The organism is Salsuginibacillus halophilus (genome assembly GCF_003014715.1).
GTDB classification, from domain to species: domain Bacteria; phylum Bacillota; class Bacilli; order Bacillales; family Marinococcaceae; genus Salsuginibacillus; species Salsuginibacillus halophilus.
In genome coordinates, this window is sequence record NZ_PYAV01000001.1 from 133,269 (window position 1) to 151,808 (window position 18,540).

16 protein-coding genes are annotated in these 18,540 nt (G+C 46.8%); all 16 read left to right on the forward strand.

Annotated elements, in window-relative coordinates:
* Positions 1 to 42 precede the first annotated feature (42 nt).
* The 16 genes from B0H94_RS00685 (at position 43) to dpsA (ending at position 18,536) form a co-directional block, all read left to right on the forward strand.
* Positions 43 to 4,344, forward strand: a complete 4,302-nt coding sequence (locus B0H94_RS00685; protein ID WP_106587307.1) for a PolC-type DNA polymerase III — start codon at positions 43 to 45, stop codon at positions 4,342 to 4,344.
* 145 nt (positions 4,345 to 4,489) lie between these two features.
* Positions 4,490 to 4,960, forward strand: coding sequence for a ribosome maturation factor RimP (rimP, locus tag B0H94_RS00690; protein ID WP_106587308.1), 471 nt, complete (start codon positions 4,490 to 4,492; stop codon positions 4,958 to 4,960).
* Between the two features lie 38 nt (positions 4,961 to 4,998).
* Positions 4,999 to 6,270, forward strand: coding sequence for a transcription termination factor NusA (gene nusA / locus B0H94_RS00695; protein WP_106587309.1), 1,272 nt, complete (start codon positions 4,999 to 5,001; stop codon positions 6,268 to 6,270).
* Positions 6,271 to 6,282: 12 nt separating this feature from the next.
* Positions 6,283 to 6,558, forward strand: coding sequence for an RNase P modulator RnpM (rnpM, locus tag B0H94_RS00700; RefSeq protein WP_282432523.1), 276 nt, complete (start codon positions 6,283 to 6,285; stop codon positions 6,556 to 6,558).
* Positions 6,555 to 6,854, forward strand: coding sequence for a YlxQ family RNA-binding protein (locus B0H94_RS00705; RefSeq protein WP_106587310.1), 300 nt, complete (start codon positions 6,555 to 6,557; stop codon positions 6,852 to 6,854). Before rnpM ends, B0H94_RS00705 begins: the two co-directional genes overlap by 4 nt.
* 18 nt (positions 6,855 to 6,872) lie before the next feature.
* Entirely contained in the window at positions 6,873 to 8,978 is a 2,106-nt protein-coding gene (infB, locus tag B0H94_RS00710) for a translation initiation factor IF-2 (protein WP_106587311.1), read from the forward strand.
* The gene (locus tag B0H94_RS00715; protein WP_106587312.1) at positions 8,975 to 9,253 is read left to right on the forward strand and encodes a DUF503 domain-containing protein; all 279 of its coding nucleotides are present in this window, start codon (positions 8,975 to 8,977) and stop codon (positions 9,251 to 9,253) included. The genes infB and B0H94_RS00715 overlap by 4 nt, the downstream gene beginning before the upstream one ends.
* 28 nt (positions 9,254 to 9,281) lie before the next feature.
* Complete coding sequence (gene rbfA, locus B0H94_RS00720) at positions 9,282 to 9,629, forward strand: 30S ribosome-binding factor RbfA (RefSeq protein ID WP_106587313.1); 348 nt, start codon at positions 9,282 to 9,284, stop codon at positions 9,627 to 9,629.
* A 93-nt stretch (positions 9,630 to 9,722) separates the two neighbouring features.
* Positions 9,723 to 10,643, forward strand: coding sequence for a tRNA pseudouridine(55) synthase TruB (truB, locus tag B0H94_RS00725; protein ID WP_106587314.1), 921 nt, complete (start codon positions 9,723 to 9,725; stop codon positions 10,641 to 10,643).
* A 28-nt stretch (positions 10,644 to 10,671) separates the two neighbouring features.
* Positions 10,672 to 11,625 (forward strand): bifunctional riboflavin kinase/FAD synthetase, encoded by a 954-nt coding sequence (locus B0H94_RS00730; RefSeq protein ID WP_106587315.1) that lies wholly within the window; start codon positions 10,672 to 10,674, stop codon positions 11,623 to 11,625.
* Positions 11,626 to 11,754: 129 nt separating this feature from the next.
* The gene (gene rpsO, locus B0H94_RS00735; RefSeq protein WP_106587316.1) at positions 11,755 to 12,024 is read left to right on the forward strand and encodes a 30S ribosomal protein S15; all 270 of its coding nucleotides are present in this window, start codon (positions 11,755 to 11,757) and stop codon (positions 12,022 to 12,024) included.
* 133 nt (positions 12,025 to 12,157) lie between these two features.
* Positions 12,158 to 14,236, forward strand: coding sequence for a polyribonucleotide nucleotidyltransferase (locus B0H94_RS00740; protein WP_106587450.1), 2,079 nt, complete (start codon positions 12,158 to 12,160; stop codon positions 14,234 to 14,236).
* A gap of 113 nt (positions 14,237 to 14,349) precedes the next feature.
* The gene (locus tag B0H94_RS00745) at positions 14,350 to 15,321 is read left to right on the forward strand and encodes a polysaccharide deacetylase family protein (RefSeq protein ID WP_245893857.1); all 972 of its coding nucleotides are present in this window, start codon (positions 14,350 to 14,352) and stop codon (positions 15,319 to 15,321) included.
* Between the two features lie 18 nt (positions 15,322 to 15,339).
* Positions 15,340 to 16,584 (forward strand): M16 family metallopeptidase, encoded by a 1,245-nt coding sequence (locus B0H94_RS00750; RefSeq protein ID WP_106587317.1) that lies wholly within the window; start codon positions 15,340 to 15,342, stop codon positions 16,582 to 16,584.
* 670 nt (positions 16,585 to 17,254) lie between these two features.
* On the forward strand, positions 17,255 to 17,494 hold the full coding sequence (locus B0H94_RS00755; protein ID WP_106587318.1) for a YlmC/YmxH family sporulation protein: 240 nt from the start codon (positions 17,255 to 17,257) through the stop codon (positions 17,492 to 17,494).
* Between the two features lie 169 nt (positions 17,495 to 17,663).
* Positions 17,664 to 18,536 (forward strand): dipicolinate synthase subunit DpsA, encoded by an 873-nt coding sequence (gene dpsA, locus B0H94_RS00760; RefSeq protein ID WP_106587319.1) that lies wholly within the window; start codon positions 17,664 to 17,666, stop codon positions 18,534 to 18,536.
* The last annotated feature ends 4 nt before the right edge of the window (positions 18,537 to 18,540 follow it).

Consider the following 18,540-nt stretch of genomic DNA (forward strand, 5'->3'; position numbering starts at 1 on the left):
CGGTGGCTTTCTCTGTCCGCATGTAAGGGAAGGGATTCAACGATGCCGGGAGATACCGAGATTCGTGAGGAGCGATTTCAGCTTCTGCTTGATCAAATACAGCTGCCGGAAGAACCGCGTAAAGCGTATTTTTCAACAGGAGCGATCGAGAAGCTCACTATTCACAAACAAGAAAAACGCTGGCACTTTACACTTCGGTTGACGACGTACGTCCCGGCAGAAGTCTTTCAACTTTTAGAAGGGCGCATGCAGGAAACATTTCGTGAGATTGCCGAAGTTACGTTAAGCGTCCTGTATGAAACACCACTTGATTCAACGCACATTGCAAGTTACTGGCCGGTCATTACCGGGCGGCTCCAAGGACTTGCTCCCCACGCCCGCCAGCGTTTGAATGGGACCGTGCCCCAAGCAGCAAACGGTTGGATTACAGTGCATGCCTCGAACGAGGCAGAAGCAGCCTCGCTCAGCCGGAAGCTGCAGGAGCCTTTAAATGAAGTGCTCGCTTCACTTGGTTTCATTAAGCATCAAGTGCAGGTTACGGTACAGGATGAAAACGAAGAAGCAAGAGAAAAGTTTCAAGAGCAGATTAAGCAGGAAGATCATTCGAAAATGATCGAAGCGCTGATGGAAAAACAGAAGCAGCAGGAAAACGATAGTCAAGAAGCAAAAAACGTTCCGCTTGAGATTGGATATCCGATTAAAGATGAACCTTTGCAGCTGCAGGAAATCGTCGATGAAGAGCGGCGCATTACAGCGCAAGGTTATGTGTTTGAAGCAGAAACCCGCGAATTGCGGAGCGGCCGGACGCTGCTTACGTTTAAGATCACAGATTATACTGATTCAATCCTTGTTAAAATGTTCTCACGGGATAAAGAGGATGTGCCGCAGCTTGAAGCTGTGAAAAAAGGCATGTGGTTAAAGGTGCGCGGAGGTATCCAGAATGATACCTTTGTTCGTGACTTAGTCATGATCGCAAATGACGTACAGGAAATCGCGCCGAAAAATCGTGTTGATGAAGCAGATGATGAACAAACGCGGGTGGAACTGCACTTGCACTCAAACATGAGTCAAATGGACGGGATCGCCGGCGTGGGTGATTACGTTAAGCAGGCTGCAGAGTGGGGGCATCCTGCTGTCGCTGTCACTGACCACGGTGTAGCGCAGGCGTTTCCGGAAGCTTACAACGCTGCTCAAAAACACGGCATTAAAATGCTATACGGCTTAGAAGCGAATTTGGTGGATGACGGTGTGCCTGTCGCCTACAATGAAGCGGATCGTTCGTTAAAAGAAGATACGTTTGTCGTATTTGACGTTGAGACGACCGGTTTATCTGCGGTTTATGACACAATCATCGAGCTTGCAGCGGTAAAAGTAAAAGACGGAGAAATTATTGACCGGTTTGAATCGTTTGCCAACCCGCACGAGGCTTTGTCCGCCACAATTATTGAATTAACCGGGATCACCGATGACATGGTTAAAGATGCACCAGAACCGAAAGAAGTTGTACGAGATTTTCTTCATTTCAGTGAAGGTTCCATTCTAGTTGCGCATAACGCAAGCTTTGATATGGGCTTTATCCATGCAGCTTGTAAAGCTTATGAGCTTTCTGAGGCCACTCATCCGGTCGTTGATACGTTAGAGCTCGGCCGGCTGTTGTACCCAAAAATGAAAAACCACCGGCTGAATACGTTATGTAAAGCTTTCGATATCGAGCTTGTCAGTCACCACCGGGCCATTTATGATGCTGAAGCTACCGGCTACCTCCTCTGGAAGATGGTGCAGGATGCAGAGGCTGCGGGCATGCATACCCATGTTTCTTTAAACAGTAGTATGGGTGAAGGAGATTTCCACCGGGTCCGGCCGTCGCATTGTACAATTCTTGCAGTGACACATGAAGGGTTGAAAAACTTGTACCGGCTGATTACAATGTCGCACCTTCATTATTTTTACCGGACGCCTCGCATTCCGCGTTCGGAACTTGTGAAGCACCGGCAAGGTCTGCTCATCGGCTCAGGGTGTGAAAAAGGGGAAGTTTTTGAAGCGATGCTGCAAAAGTCAGAAGAAGAGGCGGAAAGAGCCGCCGAGTTTTACGACTTTATTGAAGTGCAGCCGCCGGTTGTGAATCAGCATCTTGTTGAAAAAGAAATTGCCCGGAGTGAAGAGGCGCTCGAAGAAATTACTTTAAAACTCGTTCAGCTTGGAGAGCGGTTGAACAAGCCGGTAGCTGCAACAGGGAACGCCCATTACGTTCATCCTGAAGATCACATTTACCGGAAAGTGTTAATCGCTTCACAAGGGGGAGCGAACCCATTAAATAAACAGACACTGCCGCCTGTTCATTTACGTACGACAAAAGAGATGCTAGATGCTTTTCACTTTTTAGGTGAAGATCAAGCAAAGCAGGTTGTGGTTGATACGCCGAGAAAGATCGCTGAAGAAGCAGAAGATATTCAGCCAATCCCAGACGATTTATACACCCCAAACATTGAAGGGGCAGATGATGAAATCCGGGACATGTGTTATACGAAGGCAAAAAGCATTTACGGGGATCCGATTCCTGAAATCGTTGAACAACGGCTTGAACGCGAATTGACAAGCATCATTAACAACGGGTTTTCTGTCATTTATCTCATCTCCCAAAAACTTGTTGTTAAATCGCTTGGTGATGGTTATCTTGTCGGGTCGCGCGGGTCTGTCGGGTCATCTTTTGTAGCAACCATGATGGATATTACAGAAGTGAACCCGCTTCCACCGCACTACGTGTGCCCGTCGTGTCAACACCATGAATTCTTCGATGACGGAAGTGTCGCCTCTGGTTATGACCTGCCGGATGCAGCGTGCCCGTCATGTGAAGCAACAATGATCGCAGATGGTCATGACATTCCGTTTGAAACGTTTCTTGGATTTAAAGGTGATAAAGTACCGGATATTGATTTGAACTTCTCCGGTGAGTATCAACCGATTGCTCACCACTATACAAAAGAACTTTTCGGTGAAGAAAATGTTTACCGTGCCGGCACAATTGGAACAGTAGCCGAAAAAACGGCTTATGGCTTTGTCCGCGGCTATCAAGATGATCATGAGCTGCATTTACGCGGTGCTGAAATTGACCGGCTCGTCAGTGGTTGTACCGGTGTAAAACGTACAACTGGACAGCATCCGGGAGGTATCATCGTTGTGCCGGACGATTATGATATTCATGATTTCTGTCCGGTGCAGTTTCCGGCAGATGATAAAACGAGCGAGTGGAAAACGACCCATTTTGACTTCCATTCGATTCACGATAATTTGTTAAAGCTTGATATTCTCGGCCACGATGATCCAACAGTGATCCGGATGCTGCAGGATTTAAGCGGAATGGACCCAAAGCAGATTCCGGTTGATGACCCGGAAGTGATGAAAATCTTTGAAGGACCGGAAGTACTCGGAGTCACACCTGATCAAATTTTATGTAAAACCGGAACGTACGGGATTCCGGAGTTTGGCACCCGGTTTGTACGGCAGATGCTTGAGGAAACGAAACCAAGCACTTTTTCTGAACTGGTGCAGATCTCTGGTTTATCCCACGGTGCGGATGTTTGGGTAGGTAACGCTGAAGAACTCATTCGCAATGGCATTTGTGAATTAAAAGATGTGATTGGCTGCCGTGATGACATTATGGTGTATTTAATCTATAAAGGGGTTGAACACTCCCTTGCTTTTAAAATTATGGAGTATGTCCGTAAAGGGCGCGGTCTTGCAGATGAATGGATTGAAGAGATGAAAAATAACGGTGTGCCGGACTGGTACATTGAATCTTGCTTAAAAATTAAATATATGTTCCCGAAAGCCCACGCGGCAGCTTACGTCTTAATGGCTGTTCGGATTGCGTATTTTAAAGTTCATGAACCAATCATGTTTTACGCTGCGTACTTTACCGTGCGTGCTGATGACTTTGACTTGGATACAATGCAAAAAGGCGGCACAGCCATACGCGAAAAAATTCTTGATATCCAAAATAAAGGTTTCGACGCATCACCGAAAGAAAAAAGTCTTGTGACCGTCTTAGAGCTTGCACTTGAGATGGTTGAGCGCGGCTACCGTTTTCAAAGCGTTGATTTATACCGGTCCGAGGCGAACGAATTTGTCGTGGATGGTGACACATTAATCCCGCCATTTAACGCCCTCGACGGTGTCGGCACAAATGCGGCACTGAATATCGTGAAAGCGCGCAAAGATGGAGAGTTTTTATCAAAAGAAGACTTGCAGCAGCGCTCAAAAGTGACAAAAACTGTGCTTGAATTACTCGATACGAGTGGCTGTCTAGAAGGGCTTCCGGATTCAAATCAGCTGTCGCTCTTTTAACCGTCGGCGGTTGCAATTTCAGGCGCTGTGTGGTATTTTTTACTTGGTGAAATCAGCATATGTTCGGTTGAAAGAGTGGGGCCCGCCCCACTCTTTCGTTTGCATCATAGGAGGAAGCGGTCCGTTTCTGGAAAGGAGGAAAATGATGCCAAAACCGATGACAGAGTTTGCAGCGGAGGTTGCAGAGCCGATTGTGGCTGACCTTGGCTTAGAACTTGTAGATGTAGAATATAAGCAAGAAGGTAAGCACTGGTTTCTTCGGCTGTTTATTGACAGTGAGACCGGGGTGGACCTTGATGACTGCCAGCGGGTTAGTGAACGCGTTAGTGAAAAATTAGATGCAGATGATCCAGTTAATGAAGCATATTATCTTGAAGTATCTTCACCTGGTGCAGAACGTCCGCTCTATAACGAAAAAGATATAACCCGTGCCATCGGGCGTAACGTTCATCTTACAACGCACCAACCGGTACACGGGGAGAATGTGATTGAAGGTGAATTAAGCGCTTTTGATGGTGAAACATTGACGGTACAAATGAAGCAAAAACATAAGGTTGTACCGTTTGAAGTTGAATACCAGAACATCGCCCATATCCGGTTAGCTGTTCTGTTTTAAAACCCATTGCCAATGATTGAAAGGGGGATACGTCATCCATGAATAATGATTTTATGGATGCGTTAAATACGCTAGAGGTTGATAAAGGAATCGATAAAGAGCTTGTGCTTGAAGCGATTGAATCAGCCTTGATTACTGCCTATAAGAAAAATTTCAGCCAGGCGCATAACGTTCGTGTTGATATTAACCGTGATAACGGTGCAATTCGTGTGTTTGCACAAAAAACGGTTGTTGAAGAAGTTTTTGATCTGCGCATGGAGATTGCACTCGATGCAGCGCGCGATATTGACCCACAGTATCAACTCGATGATATTGTTGAAATTGAAGTCACACCAAAAGATTTCGGCCGTATTGCCGCACAGACGGCAAAGCAGGTTGTTACCCAGCGTGTGCGTGAAGCTGAGCGCGGCTTAATTTATGATGAATTTATTGACCGCGAAGAAGACATTATGACCGGTATTGTACAACGCCAGGACCACCGCTTCATTTACGTGGACCTTGGTAAGGTAGAAGCCCTGCTGCCGCAAAGTGAACAGATGCCAAATGAGACGTACCGGCACAACGACCGGATCAAAGCCTTTATCACGAAAGTGGACCAAAAAAATAAAGGACCGCAAATCATGATTTCACGAACGCACCCAGGCTTGTTAAAGCGTCTTTTTGAACTTGAAGTGCCGGAAATTTATGACGGCACGGTTGAAATCATGTCTGTTGCACGTGAAGCTGGGGACCGTTCTAAAATTTCTGTTCACGCTGAAGACCCGGAAGTTGATCCAGTCGGTTCTTGTGTTGGTCCGAAGGGGCAGCGCGTCCAGACGATTGTAAACGAGCTAAAAGGTGAAAAGATCGACATTGTTGAATATTCAAAAGACCCTGTTGATTTTGTTTCAAATGCTTTAAGTCCATCGAAAGTGCTTGATGTGCAGGTTGATGTTGAAGATTTGAGTACGGTTGTGATTGTACCGGATTACCAACTGTCGCTTGCGATTGGTAAGCGTGGACAAAATGCCCGTCTGGCTGCAAAATTAACCGGTTGGAAAATCGATATTAAAAGCCAGTCTGAAGCTGAAGAGCTCGGCATGTACGATCCGGCAACAGCAGAACTGCCAGGCGAAGAACGCGATCTTTCTTTGTTCCGTCCGCAGTCAAAAGCATCAGAAGCAGAAGCAGAAGACGATGTGCTTTTTGATGAAGAGGAGTCTCATGAAGCGGAGGAACCCCTTTTACGTATAGAAGATGAAGATGAAGAAACGCCTGCCTGGCCGGCGGAAGAAACGCTTAAGACATCTGATGATGATGAACAATCCTGAGGAGGGTTGATCATGAAACAAAAGAAAGTACCTTTGCGAAAATGCATCGCTACTGGTGAAATGAAGCCGAAAAAAGAGCTCATTCGGATTGTAAGAGCCCCGGAAGGTGGTGTGTTTCTTGACCCGACGGGAAAGAAAAACGGCCGCGGTGCTTATTTAACAAACAGTGAAGATGCTTTTTCAGAGGCGAAAAAGAAAGACTTGATTTCTAAGCATTTGAAAGTGGAAGTCAAAGAAGAAGATTACGATCGTTTAATTGAAGAACGTGGCGAGGTGCGCTTTTCATGAGCAGCCCCTTAAACTTTTTAGGACTTACAGCCCGTGCCGGCTGCGTCATAAGCGGCGAAGAAGTTGTGCTGCGCGCCATGCAGCAGCACCGCGTGCATTTAGTGCTTCTGGCTGAAGATGCCTCGCCGAACACGAAAAAAAAGATGGGGGACAAATGCTCGACGTACAACGTGCCTCTCTGCGAGTCGGCTCCTCGGACGGAGCTTGGACGTGCGATCGGTAAAGAGCAGCGGGTGACCCTTGGGATTACTGACGCCGGGTTTGCTGCAAAGCTGAAGCAATTGCACGAACAATAGACTGTGGAGGTTATGCTTATGCAGAAAATGCGAGTGCACGAATTTGCAAAGTCAAAAAATAAATCGAGCAAAGAAGTACTGCAGGATTTAAAAGAATTAAATATCGATGTGACAAACCACATGGCGATGATTGAGGAAGATACTATTAAAAAACTAGAAGAGAAATACCAACCGAAAGCACAGGCAGACAAAGGGGGAGCAGGTTCTTCTGCAAATTCGAAGAACCAGGCGAAAGGCGGTCAAAAGCCGGCTCAAAAAGGCGGACAAGGCGGACAGCAAAAGCCGGGCCAAAAAGGTGGCCAGCAAAACCGTCCGCAAAAAGGCGGTAAAAAAGGCAAGAAGGGTGCCAAAAGCAAACAAAAATTGGAAACCCCTGAAGAGATCACCTTCTCCGGCAGTTTGACGGTGGCTGAGCTTGCTGAAAAGCTGCATAAAGAAAGCTCTGAGATCATTAAAACTTTGATGGGTCTTGGCACAATGGCAACGAAAAACGAAGAGCTTAGCAAAGATTCGATTGAAATCATTGCCGATGAGTTCGGGGTGAGTGTGAGAGAAGAAATCGAAGTTGATGAGCTTGATATTGATCAGTTTGCTGAAGCAGATGATCCGGAAAACTTAGCTGAGCGTCCGCCGATTGTTACGATCATGGGACACGTTGACCATGGTAAAACGACGCTTTTAGATGCGATTCGAAAAACGAAGGTTACGGATAGTGAAGCAGGCGGTATTACCCAGCACATCGGGGCTTACCAAGTTGAAGAAAACGACAAGAAAGTTACATTCCTTGATACACCGGGTCACGCAGCCTTTACAACGATGCGTGCACGCGGGGCACAGGTGACAGATATTACAATTCTTGTTGTTGCTGCAGATGACGGTGTCATGCCGCAGACTGAAGAAGCGATTAACCACGCGAAAGCCGCCGGCGTTCCATTGATCGTTGCCGTAAACAAAATCGATCGTGAAAACGCCAATCCGGACCGGGTGATGCAGGAACTTACAGAACATGAACTCGTACCGGAAGCCTGGGGCGGCGAGACGATCTTTGTTAACGTTTCAGCGGTTAAAGGAGAAGGCATCGACGAGTTAATCGAGATGATTTTACTCGTTTCTGAAGTAGAGCAGTTGCAGGCAAGTGCGAATAAGCGTGCCCGCGGTACAGTTGTTGAAGCTGAGCTCGACCGCGGCAAAGGCCCTAAAGCAACGCTGCTTGTACAAGAAGGTACATTAAACGTTGGCGATCCAGTTGTTGTCGGAAGCACGTTCGGCCGTGTTCGCGCAATGGTGAACGACCTAGGGAAAAATGTTAAAACAGCGGGGCCATCTACACCTGTAGAAATCATTGGTTTAGGTGATGTACCAAGCGCGGGTGATCAGTTTGTCGCCTTTGAAGATGAAAAGAAAGCCCGGTCGATTGGTGAATCACGTTCTGAACGTAAGAAAGAACAAGAGCGTGCGAAAACGAACAAAGTAACGCTTGATGACTTGTTTGAGCACATTCAGCAAGGCGATATGAAAGAAATTAACGTCATTGTTAAAGCAGATGTGCAAGGTTCTGTTGAAGCTGTACGCGGCTCGCTTGAAAAAATTGAAGTTGAAGGTGTGAAAGTGAACATCATTCATACAGGTGCTGGTGCAATTACAGAATCCGATATCATTTTAGCTTCAGCTTCGAACGCAATTGTTATTGGATTTAATGTTCGCCCGGATGTGAACGCAAAACGTGCAGCAGACCAGGAAAAAGTTGATGTGCGCCTGCATCGCGTCATTTATGATGCGATTGATGAAATCGAAAGTGCGATGAAAGGGATGCTTGATCCTGTGTATGAAGAAAAAATACTCGGGCAAGTTGAAGTACGCGAACTCTTTAAAGTATCCCGTATCGGCACCATCGCCGGCAGCTACGTAATGGAAGGTAAAATTTCTCGTGATTCCGGTGTTCGCGTCATTCGTGATGGTGTCGTAATTCATGAAGGCGAAGTGAATGCGTTGAAGCGCTTCAAAGATGATGCAAAAGAAGTGGCCAGCGGTTACGAGTGCGGCATTACGCTGAAAAACTTCCATGACATTCAAGAAGGCGACGTCCTCGAAGCGTACACAATGGTGGAAGTTAAGCGCACATGATTCACGCCGTGCATTGTGAGTTCGTCTTGTTTGAACCTTCCTCGCTGAAAGAGAAACGCTCAATCGTTAACAGCGCTAAGACCCGGCTCAAGCAAAAGTATAATGTAGCTGTAGCGGAAACCGACCATTTCGATTTATGGCAGCGTACAGCGTTATCAGTCGTAACGGTTGCAACCGATCAACAGCAGGCAGAAAAAGAACTGAGCCGGGCGCTTGCTTTTCTCGATTCATACGTTGCGATGGAGCGGACAACGACAACGTACGAACGGCTTTAAAACAATGCATAGAAAGGAGTGTGAAGCAATGAGCAACGTACGAGCAAACCGTGTCGGTGAACAGATGAAAAAAGAAATGGCCGGCATCTTAATGAGTGAAGTGAAAGACCCGCGTGTACAATTTGTGACGGTAACCGATGTGGAAGTTACCGGGGACTTGCAGCAGGCGACGGTATATATTACAGTGCTTGAGGATGAGCAGCGCGACGAAGCACTTTCCGCTTTGAAAAAAGCAAAAGGGTTTATCCGTTCGGAAATTGGCAAACGGATTCAGCTTCGCAAAACCCCGGACCTAACTTTTACGTTTGATAACGCAATTGAGCAAGGGAACCGGATCGAAAACTTGCTTCGTGATTTAAACGAGCGCGGTGAGTAAGCATAAAGGAAAATGAAGCATGCAAGAGGCGGGCAGGAGCAATCCGCCCGCTTTTTTCGCGTGTACGCATGAAGCTAAAGGGGGAAAAGCCTTATGACACTCACGGGGATTCTACCGCTTTATAAACCAAAAGGTGTAACCTCACATGATTGTGTAATGATGGCCCGCCGCTGGCTTCGGACAAAGAAAGTCGGTCATACAGGAACTCTCGACCCGGAGGTTACTGGTGTTCTTGTTCTTTGCACCGGTCGGGCGACGAAGGTAGCTGAAGAGCTTACCGGTTGGGATAAAACGTACGAGGCGGTTGTAGCTCTAGGGAAAAGTACAACAACAGAAGATGCTGAAGGAGAAGTCGTCGAAGAAAATCAAGAAGCGCTTCAACGAATTCGAGAGCAAGATATAGATGAAGCACTGCAAACGTTTACAGGTTTGATAGAACAAGTGCCGCCGATGTATTCAGCTGTTAAAGTTAACGGTCGGCGTCTTTATGAGTATGCTCGTGCTGGAGAAACGGTTGAACGACCTAAGCGTTCCGTAACGATTCAGAACATGGAGCGTTTAACGCCAGTCAGTGAAGATGAAAATGGCAAGTATTTTCGTATTCGCTTAACGTGTTCGAAAGGAACGTTTGTGCGGACGGTTGCGGTAGATATTGGGCGCTATCTTGGAGTGCCTGCGCACATGGCGCAGCTGGAGCGAACTGCTTCAGGTCCGTTTACCACGGCAGACTGCGTCACAACTGAAGATATGGATCAAACTGAAAAGCCTGGACAGCGGCTTCTTCCTGTGACCGATGCGCTTCAACACCTGCCGGCTGTAGCGTTAAACGAAACAACAGCAAAGCAGATTGGTCACGGTGCGGTACTTGATAAAGCCACATTGAATACAGATCAAGATAAAGTGTTGTTAACATACAAAGGTGAAGCAATGGCTGTATATGCGACCCATCCAAAGCAGCAGTCGCGCCTGAAACCGGCGATTATGATTGACCCTGAACTGCCGGGCAGGGCTTGACTGACAAGACATGAGGAAGGTGGATCGGATGGAAACCGAATTTTTATATCACCCCCACAATTACAACCGCACTGACCGGGCGCCTGCTGTTATGGCCCTCGGGTACTTTGACGGTGTGCATATAGGGCATCAGACGGTCATCCGCCGGGCGGTGGAAAAAGCAGAAGCACAAGGCGTAGAAGCGGTGGTTATGACGTTCCATCCGCATCCGAAAGCTGTGTTGTCCCCAGATGTATCTGAAGAAGATATGCGTTACATTACACCTTTGGCACATAAAGAAGCATTAATTCATGCACTTGGTGTTGATCGGCTCATTGTTATATCGTTTGACCGCACCTTGGCTTCTTTAACGCCACAGGCATTTGTTGATCATTACTTACTTGATTTACATGCTGTTGAAGTTGTAGCCGGTTTTGACTTTAGTTACGGCCATAAAGGAAGAGGAACAATGGAAACCTTGCCGTTTCACGCGCGCGGTATGCTTTTTCAAGAAACAATTGATCAATTTTCATATGATGGTGAAAAGGTGAGTTCGACACGGATTCGTGAACTGATTCGTGACGGCGCTGTTGGTGAGCTTCCGCCCCTTTTAAACCGGGACTTCTCGTTATATGGTGAAGTTGCTTCAGGGGAGCAGCGTGGCCGAACAATTGGTTTTCCTACAGCAAATATTTATTGCTCACAACCTTATTTACTGCCGGCGATCGGTGTATATGCCGTAACGCTTGAAACGGATGAAGCTCGCTATCAAGGGGTTGCAAATGTTGGCTATAAACCAACGTTTCACTCGATTCAAGAAGGAGATCCTACAGTTGAGGTGCACTTATTCGATTTTTCCGGTGACCTGTACGGGTGCGCGGTAAAAGTGACCTGGCACGACCGGATTCGCGGTGAAATCGCTTTTTCCGGGGTGGAAGAACTTAAAATGCAAATTGATGAAGACTGTCGCACAGCGAAAGCTTATTTTAACGAAAAAGGTTGAATTCCCCCCTTGCATTTTATAGTGAACAACGATATTCTATAGGATGTATGACAAGCCACTTCTTGGCCGTTTCGTTCCTCCGGCGGCGCGCTAGGAACTGGCAGTTAAAAATTTAGGAGGTGTCAAAGGATGGCTTTGACCGTAGAACGTAAACAAGAGCTTGTTGAACAGTACAAGCGTCACGAGAACGACACAGGTTCTCCAGAAGTGCAGGTTGCAATCCTAACTGAACAAATTAAGGATTTAAACGAGCACCTGCGTATGCATAAAAAAGACCATCACTCTCGTCGTGGTCTTTTGAAAATGGTAGGTAAACGCCGCAATTTGCTGACGTACCTGCGTAACAAAGACATTACGCGTTACCGTGATCTGATTCGCAGTCTCGGCCTACGCAGATAAATGGCAAAAAAGCGGGAGGTACTCCCGCTTTTTTGTACGTTTAAAATCTTGTACATTTCGCTCATGATAAAAGCAACGACCTTATTAGGAGGAAGATACATTGGCAAACGAACAAGTTCCACAAAAGTTCAGCATGGTATGGGCCGGCCGTGAATTAACGGTTGAAATCGGCCAGCTTGCAAAGCAGGCAAACGGCTCCGTGCTCGTCCGTTATGGTGATACGGCTGTGCTCTCAACAGCGACAGCTTCGAAACAAGCAAAAGACCTCCCATTCTTCCCGTTAACAGTTAATTATGAAGAACGTTTGTACGCAGCTGGTAAAATTCCTGGCGGCTTTATTAAACGTGAAGGTCGGCCAAGTGAAAAAGCTGTACTTGCAAGCCGTTTAATTGACCGTCCGCTTCGTCCGTTATTTCCTGACGGCTTCCGTAATGAAGTGCAGGTTGTCAGCACAGTCATGAGCGTTGATCAAAACTGCTCTTCAGAAATGGCTGCCATGCTCGGGTCTTCACTTGCATTGTCCATCTCTGATATTCCTTTTGACGGACCAATTGCAGGTGTAAGTGTTGGACGTATCGATAATGAATTTGTCATTAATCCACGTTCAGAAGAAATGGAAAAAAGCGATATGGAGTTAACGCTTGCCGGAACCGCTGATGCGATTAACATGGTTGAAGCAGGTGCAGAAGAAGTAAGCGAAGAAACAATGCTTGAAGCGCTTATGTTCGGCCATGAAGAAATTAAGCGGCTCGTTGCATTCCAACAGGAAATCGCGGATCAATTCGCTAAGCCGGACATGGAAGTTGAATTGAAGAAAGTAAACGATGACATAGCAAACCGGGTACGCGAGCACGCTGCCGGCCGCTTAAAAGAAGCTGTGCTTGTCAAAGATAAGCAGGAACGCGACGTAGCCATTGATGAAGTAAAGGCTGAAATCGCTGAAGCCTATGAAGAAGAAGAGCAGGCAGAAGTAAAAGAAGTATTAGATACACTTGTTAAAGAAGAATTCCGCCGCCTGCTGACGAAAGAAAACATTCGTCCGGATGGTCGTGAGCCAGGTGAGATCCGTCAGCTCGATTCTGAAGTGAAAATCCTGCCGCGTACGCACGGTTCCGGCTTGTTTACACGCGGCCAAACCCAGGCGCTCAGCGTATGTACATTAGGTGCCCTCGGTGATGTGCAGATTTTGGACGGACTTGACCTTGAAGAATCGAAGCGGTTTATGCATCATTACAACTTCCCATCCTTCAGCGTTGGTGAAACCGGTCCGATGCGTGGACCAGGCCGCCGGGAAATTGGCCATGGTGCATTAGGTGAACGGGCGCTTGAGGCTGTTATTCCATCAGAGAAAGATTTCCCATACACGATCCGACTCGTTTCAGAAGTTATTGAGTCCAACGGTTCCACTTCCCAGGCGAGCATTTGCGCAAGCACGCTTGCGATGATGGATGCAGGTGTGCCAATTAAGGCACCGGTTGCCGGTATTGCAATGGGTCTTGTGAAAGACGATGAAGATTATACAGTTTTGACAGACATTCAAGGTATGGAAGATGCTCTCGGAGATATGGACTTTAAAGTCGCCGGTACTGAAGAAGGCATTACAGCGCTGCAGATGGATATTAAAATTAACGGAATTACTCGTGAAATTATGGAGTATGCCCTTGAAGAAGCGCGTAAAGCTCGTCATGCCGTTCTTGAAAATATGCTTGCAACGATCAGCGCGACCCGTGAAGAGTTGTCCGAGTATGCACCAAAAATTATGACGATGAAGATTAAAGCTGATAAAATCCGTGATGTGATCGGTCCAAGCGGTAAAACAGTAAATCAAATTATCGATGATTATGGTGTGAAGGTTGATATTGAGCAGGATGGCACAATTTATATCTCTTCTTCAGATCATAAAGCCAATGTTAGTGCGAAAAAGGTTATTGAAGACTTAGTTCGTGAAGTTGAAGTCGGCGAAACATACGTCGGTACCGTAAAACGGATTGAAAAGTTCGGGGCTTTTGTGGAGCTCTTTAAAGGAAAAGACGGGCTGGTACACATTTCGCAGCTGGCTGAAGAGCGGGTTGAAAAGGTTGAAGACGTTGTCGCTATTGGCGACGAGGTACCGGTGAAAGTGACAGAAATCGACAACCAAGGTCGTGTGAACTTATCCCGTAAACAGGCATTGCGCGAACAACAAGGGGAAGCGCAGGCGTCAGAGACGTAAAGCTGTGTTTAACCGCCTGTTTTCTACGTTTAAAAACGGGCACTTGTTTAGAAAAGCAGTTGAAGTATTGACGTGCATCCCCCTCTCATACGTTAAGATGAGGGGGGATGTTTATGTTTGGACAACGTGTGCAAAAAATGGGATTACTTATCATCCTTTTTGCTGTCCTCGGTTGGACTGTGATTGATCATGGCTGGCCTAAAGGGCAGCAGTATGCCATGGTTGCCACAGAGGCGGTAACAAGTGAAACTGAGATGCACAAGCAAATTCAAGAGGCGGCAGAGAAGTACAATGAGCCGGCGGTAGATGCAGAGATTCACAACGTCTGGAAAGCACTTCCCGGCTACAATGGATATGAAGTGGACGAACAAGCGTCTTTTCAAGCCATGGCTGAACGTGGTCATTTTCATGAGCAGGACTTAGTTTTTCGCGAAACGAAACCGGATGTTCAGTTTCAAGATTTACCTGCAGCCCCGTTATTTCGAGGAAATGAGCAGAAATCCGCCGCTTCGTTATTGATCAATGTTGCCTGGGGAGAAGCTTATATTCCGGATATGCTGCAGACGTTAAGAGACTTTGATGTTAAAGCAACTTTTTTCCTTGATGGCTCATGGGTGAAAAGTCATCCAAAGTTAGCTACAATGATTAAGGAAGAAGGTCATGAAATTGGCAACCATGCGTACTCGCATCCGGACATGGCGCAATTGTCTGAAGCACGGGTCATTGAAGAATTAGAAGCCACACAGGAAGTGATTGAAGCAGTGCTCCATACGCGCCCGGTCTGGTTTGCCCCGCCGTCTGGCAGCTATCGCGATGTTGTTGTTGACTTAGCGCATGAACGAAATATGCGGACTGTCATGTGGACGGTAGACACGGTTGATTGGAAAGAACCTGCTGAAGCGGAGCTGCTCGACAGAGTTAAGCAAAATCTTCACCCGGGAGCAACGATACTCATGCATCCAACAGAAGTAACGAGCCAATCACTTCCGGCGTTAATTGAAGCAGTGGAAGCTGAGGGACTCGAACTTCAGCCGTTGTCGACTTTTGTATCAGAGAAACGCATTTCACAAGCCGTCGAAAATTGAAGCGAAGGAGGCTGCGAATTGATCGAACGCCACCAATTAAAAAATGGCCTGCGTGTCGTCAGTGAACACATTCCACACGTCCGTTCTGTCTCGATCGGAGTGTGGGTCGGCACCGGCTCGCGCTACGAAACATCGCAAAACAATGGAATTTCGCACTTTTTAGAGCACATGTTTTTTAAAGGTACAAACCGAAGAACGCCACAAGATATTGCAGAAGAGTTTGACCAAATCGGCGGTCATGTTAATGCGTTTACTTCAAAAGAAGCAACATGCTTTTATGCGAAGGTGTTAGATGAGCATGCCGGACAGGCGCTCGATATTTTGAGCGATATGTTTTTCAATTCAACCTTTGACCCGGAAGAGCTTGAAAAAGAACAAGGTGTTGTTTTAGAGGAAATTAAAATGGTTGAAGACATGCCAGATGATATTGTGCATGATTATTTAGGTGAAGCAGCTTACCGTAATCATGCACTCGGGCGGCCGATTCTCGGCGCCGAAGAAACGGTCCTTTCCTTTCAACAGCAGGATTTAATCAATTACCTTGAAGAGCATTACACGGCAGAAAATGTTGTCATTTCTGTCGCTGGTAACATTTCAAACGAGCTGCTTGAAGAGATTAAGCAAATCTTCAGTGCTGTGAAAACAAAAGGTTATCAAAAAGCACTTGCGCCTGCACCGTTTTACACGGATCAATCTGCTTACGCGAAGCAGACAGAACAAGCCCATATTTGCTTTGGATTCCCGGGGCTTGCGACCGGCAGTGACCGGATGTACAGCCTTGTTCTATTAAACAACTATATTGGCGGCAGTATGAGCAGCCGATTGTTTCAAGAGATTCGAGAGCAGCGTGGACTAGCATACTCTGTATTTTCTTATCACGCAGCGTTTCAAGACAGCGGGATGATGACCATTTATGCTGGTACAAACCCGGATCAGCTGAATGAAGTCGTCGAAGCTTCTCTGCAGACGATTGAAGATGTAAAAGCAGAAGGCATGACAGATGAGCAGCTTCGCAAAGGAAAAGAGCAGTTGAAAGGCAACTTAATGCTGAGCCTTGAAAGTACAAACAGCCGGATGAGCCGTAACGGTAAAAACGAACTGATGCTAGGGTTTCACCGTGACTATGAAACGATGCTCAGCTTAATTCAAGAAGTCACGCCGGCCGATGTGAAACAAATGGCCCGCGAGATCTTTCAAACGAATGAATTTCCGGCAGCCTTGATCAGCCCATCCGGTGAAATGCCTGACGCTTTAAGGCGGTAGAAAAACCGCAGCTGATCGATCAATAACACATTCACCGAAAAAAACGAGAACCGGTTTTTGCCGGTTCTTTTAGTGTGCCGACAAACTTTTTAGAAAAGCGTGGGCTGACATCGCTTTTCGGCGGACGCTTGCCTCGGGTACGGCCTCAACTTTCTTGGCAGAAAACCACTGCCTGCGGGATTTTCGCCACGTTGTTCTGCGAAGGCGTCGCCGCCGAGGCTCATCAGTCTTGCGTAATTTACTGGTCATGAATTGTAGAGATTCTTTTGGCCAAGCAATAGCTACATGAATCAGTTACATCATGATGCTTCATGAACAATCAAGTGAACCATACACAAAAGATAAATGTAAAAGTGGCCGAAACGAAAGACGGCGACTCCCAGAGGATTAAGCGCAGGCTGAAGATCCACTTGTTCGATTGGCAATCAAATCGAACAAGTTAGCTGAAGCCAAGCCCTCGGGAAAGCGTCCGTCTGAAAGTGAAGGTTACGTTCATGATTTGGTTTTTATCGTCTCCATGGGGCAGCCAGCGGATCGGAGCATTAAGCTGTCCGTGAATGTTTGGTTTTGTACTTTGTCTACACGCTGTGAGAACCGGTTTTTCCGGTTCTTTTTTTATAGATTGAAACATAAGTTGTAATACAAGGCTGAAGTGGTAAAGGAGGCGGCGATGCGACTTACAGAAATGCAGCAAAAAGAAATTATAGATTTTGAACACGGCGGTGTACTTGGTGTTCCCGGCCGGCTCGATGCATGTATTGATCCAGAAAGCGGGGCAGTGCACTGCCTCTTGTTACCCAATGGGAAAAAATTAATCGGTAAACGTCGCAATGACATGATGGAAATTCCTTGGGCGTCGTTAAAAACAGTCGGTGAAGACGCAGTCATTATTCATTGGTCTCCTTCATAAAATGTAAAAGAGCAAAATAGCGAGCGCAGAAGACAATCGTCTTCTGCGCTTTTTTAGGCATATGCTTGTTTTCGGATACAGGCCCTGTATGTTACACAGACATGGATTGAGCGGCATATTGTAATGACGAGATCGTTTATGTGATAAGCAAACAGAGAGGAGCAAAGCTGTGGCAACCGTAGGTCTTGCGGGTGGGGATGCCCGCTATATTGAAGTGATGACTTGTTTGCAAGATGCCGGATTTTCCGTGTACGCTGCAGGTTTCGAACAATTGAACCAAGTGCCGGCCCGCAGGATGTCATTAGAAGACCTGCCATGGGCGTCTTTAGATGGTCTTGTACTGCCGCTTGGCGGTATACTGCACCAGGGAGAAATCGAAAGTGTGTTTACAAAAGACACGTTGCAGTTAGAAGCGGAAGATGTAAAAAAAACACCGCCTTCCTGCCGGATATTTACTGGCGTTCCGGGACCTGACGGTGAGCGTTTTGCCCGCGAAGTTAATCGAAAGTTGATTCCGGTCATGTATAGAGACGATGCTGCGGTATACAATGCCATTCCGACGAGCGAAGGAATTCTTTATATATTGTTAAAGCATACCGATCGAACCATCCACAACGCAAATATTACTGTATTTGGATTTGGCCGGCTCGGTGTAACGCTGGTACGTTCACTGCTTGCTATAGGTGCAAATGTTAACGTTGTTGTTCACACGGACGCAGAGGCTGCTAGAGCGTATGAGATGAAAGCACACCCCTTTTTCAATAAAGAGGCAGCAAAAGCTGTTCAATCAGCGGATATGATCGTGAACACTGCACCAGCGCTTGTGCTTCCAAAAGAAGTAATCGCGCACGTTCCGGTACACACGTTCGTCATTGACGCAGCCTCAGCACCAGGTGGCATTGACTTTGCTGCAGCGAAAAAGCGTGGACTGCAAACGCTGCATGCACCCGGGCTGCCTGGTAAAGTTGCACCTAAAAGTGCCGGCCGTATTCTCGGCCGCCTGCTCGTAAAATTGTTGACAGAGCCGGAAGAAAGGAGATAGGTTC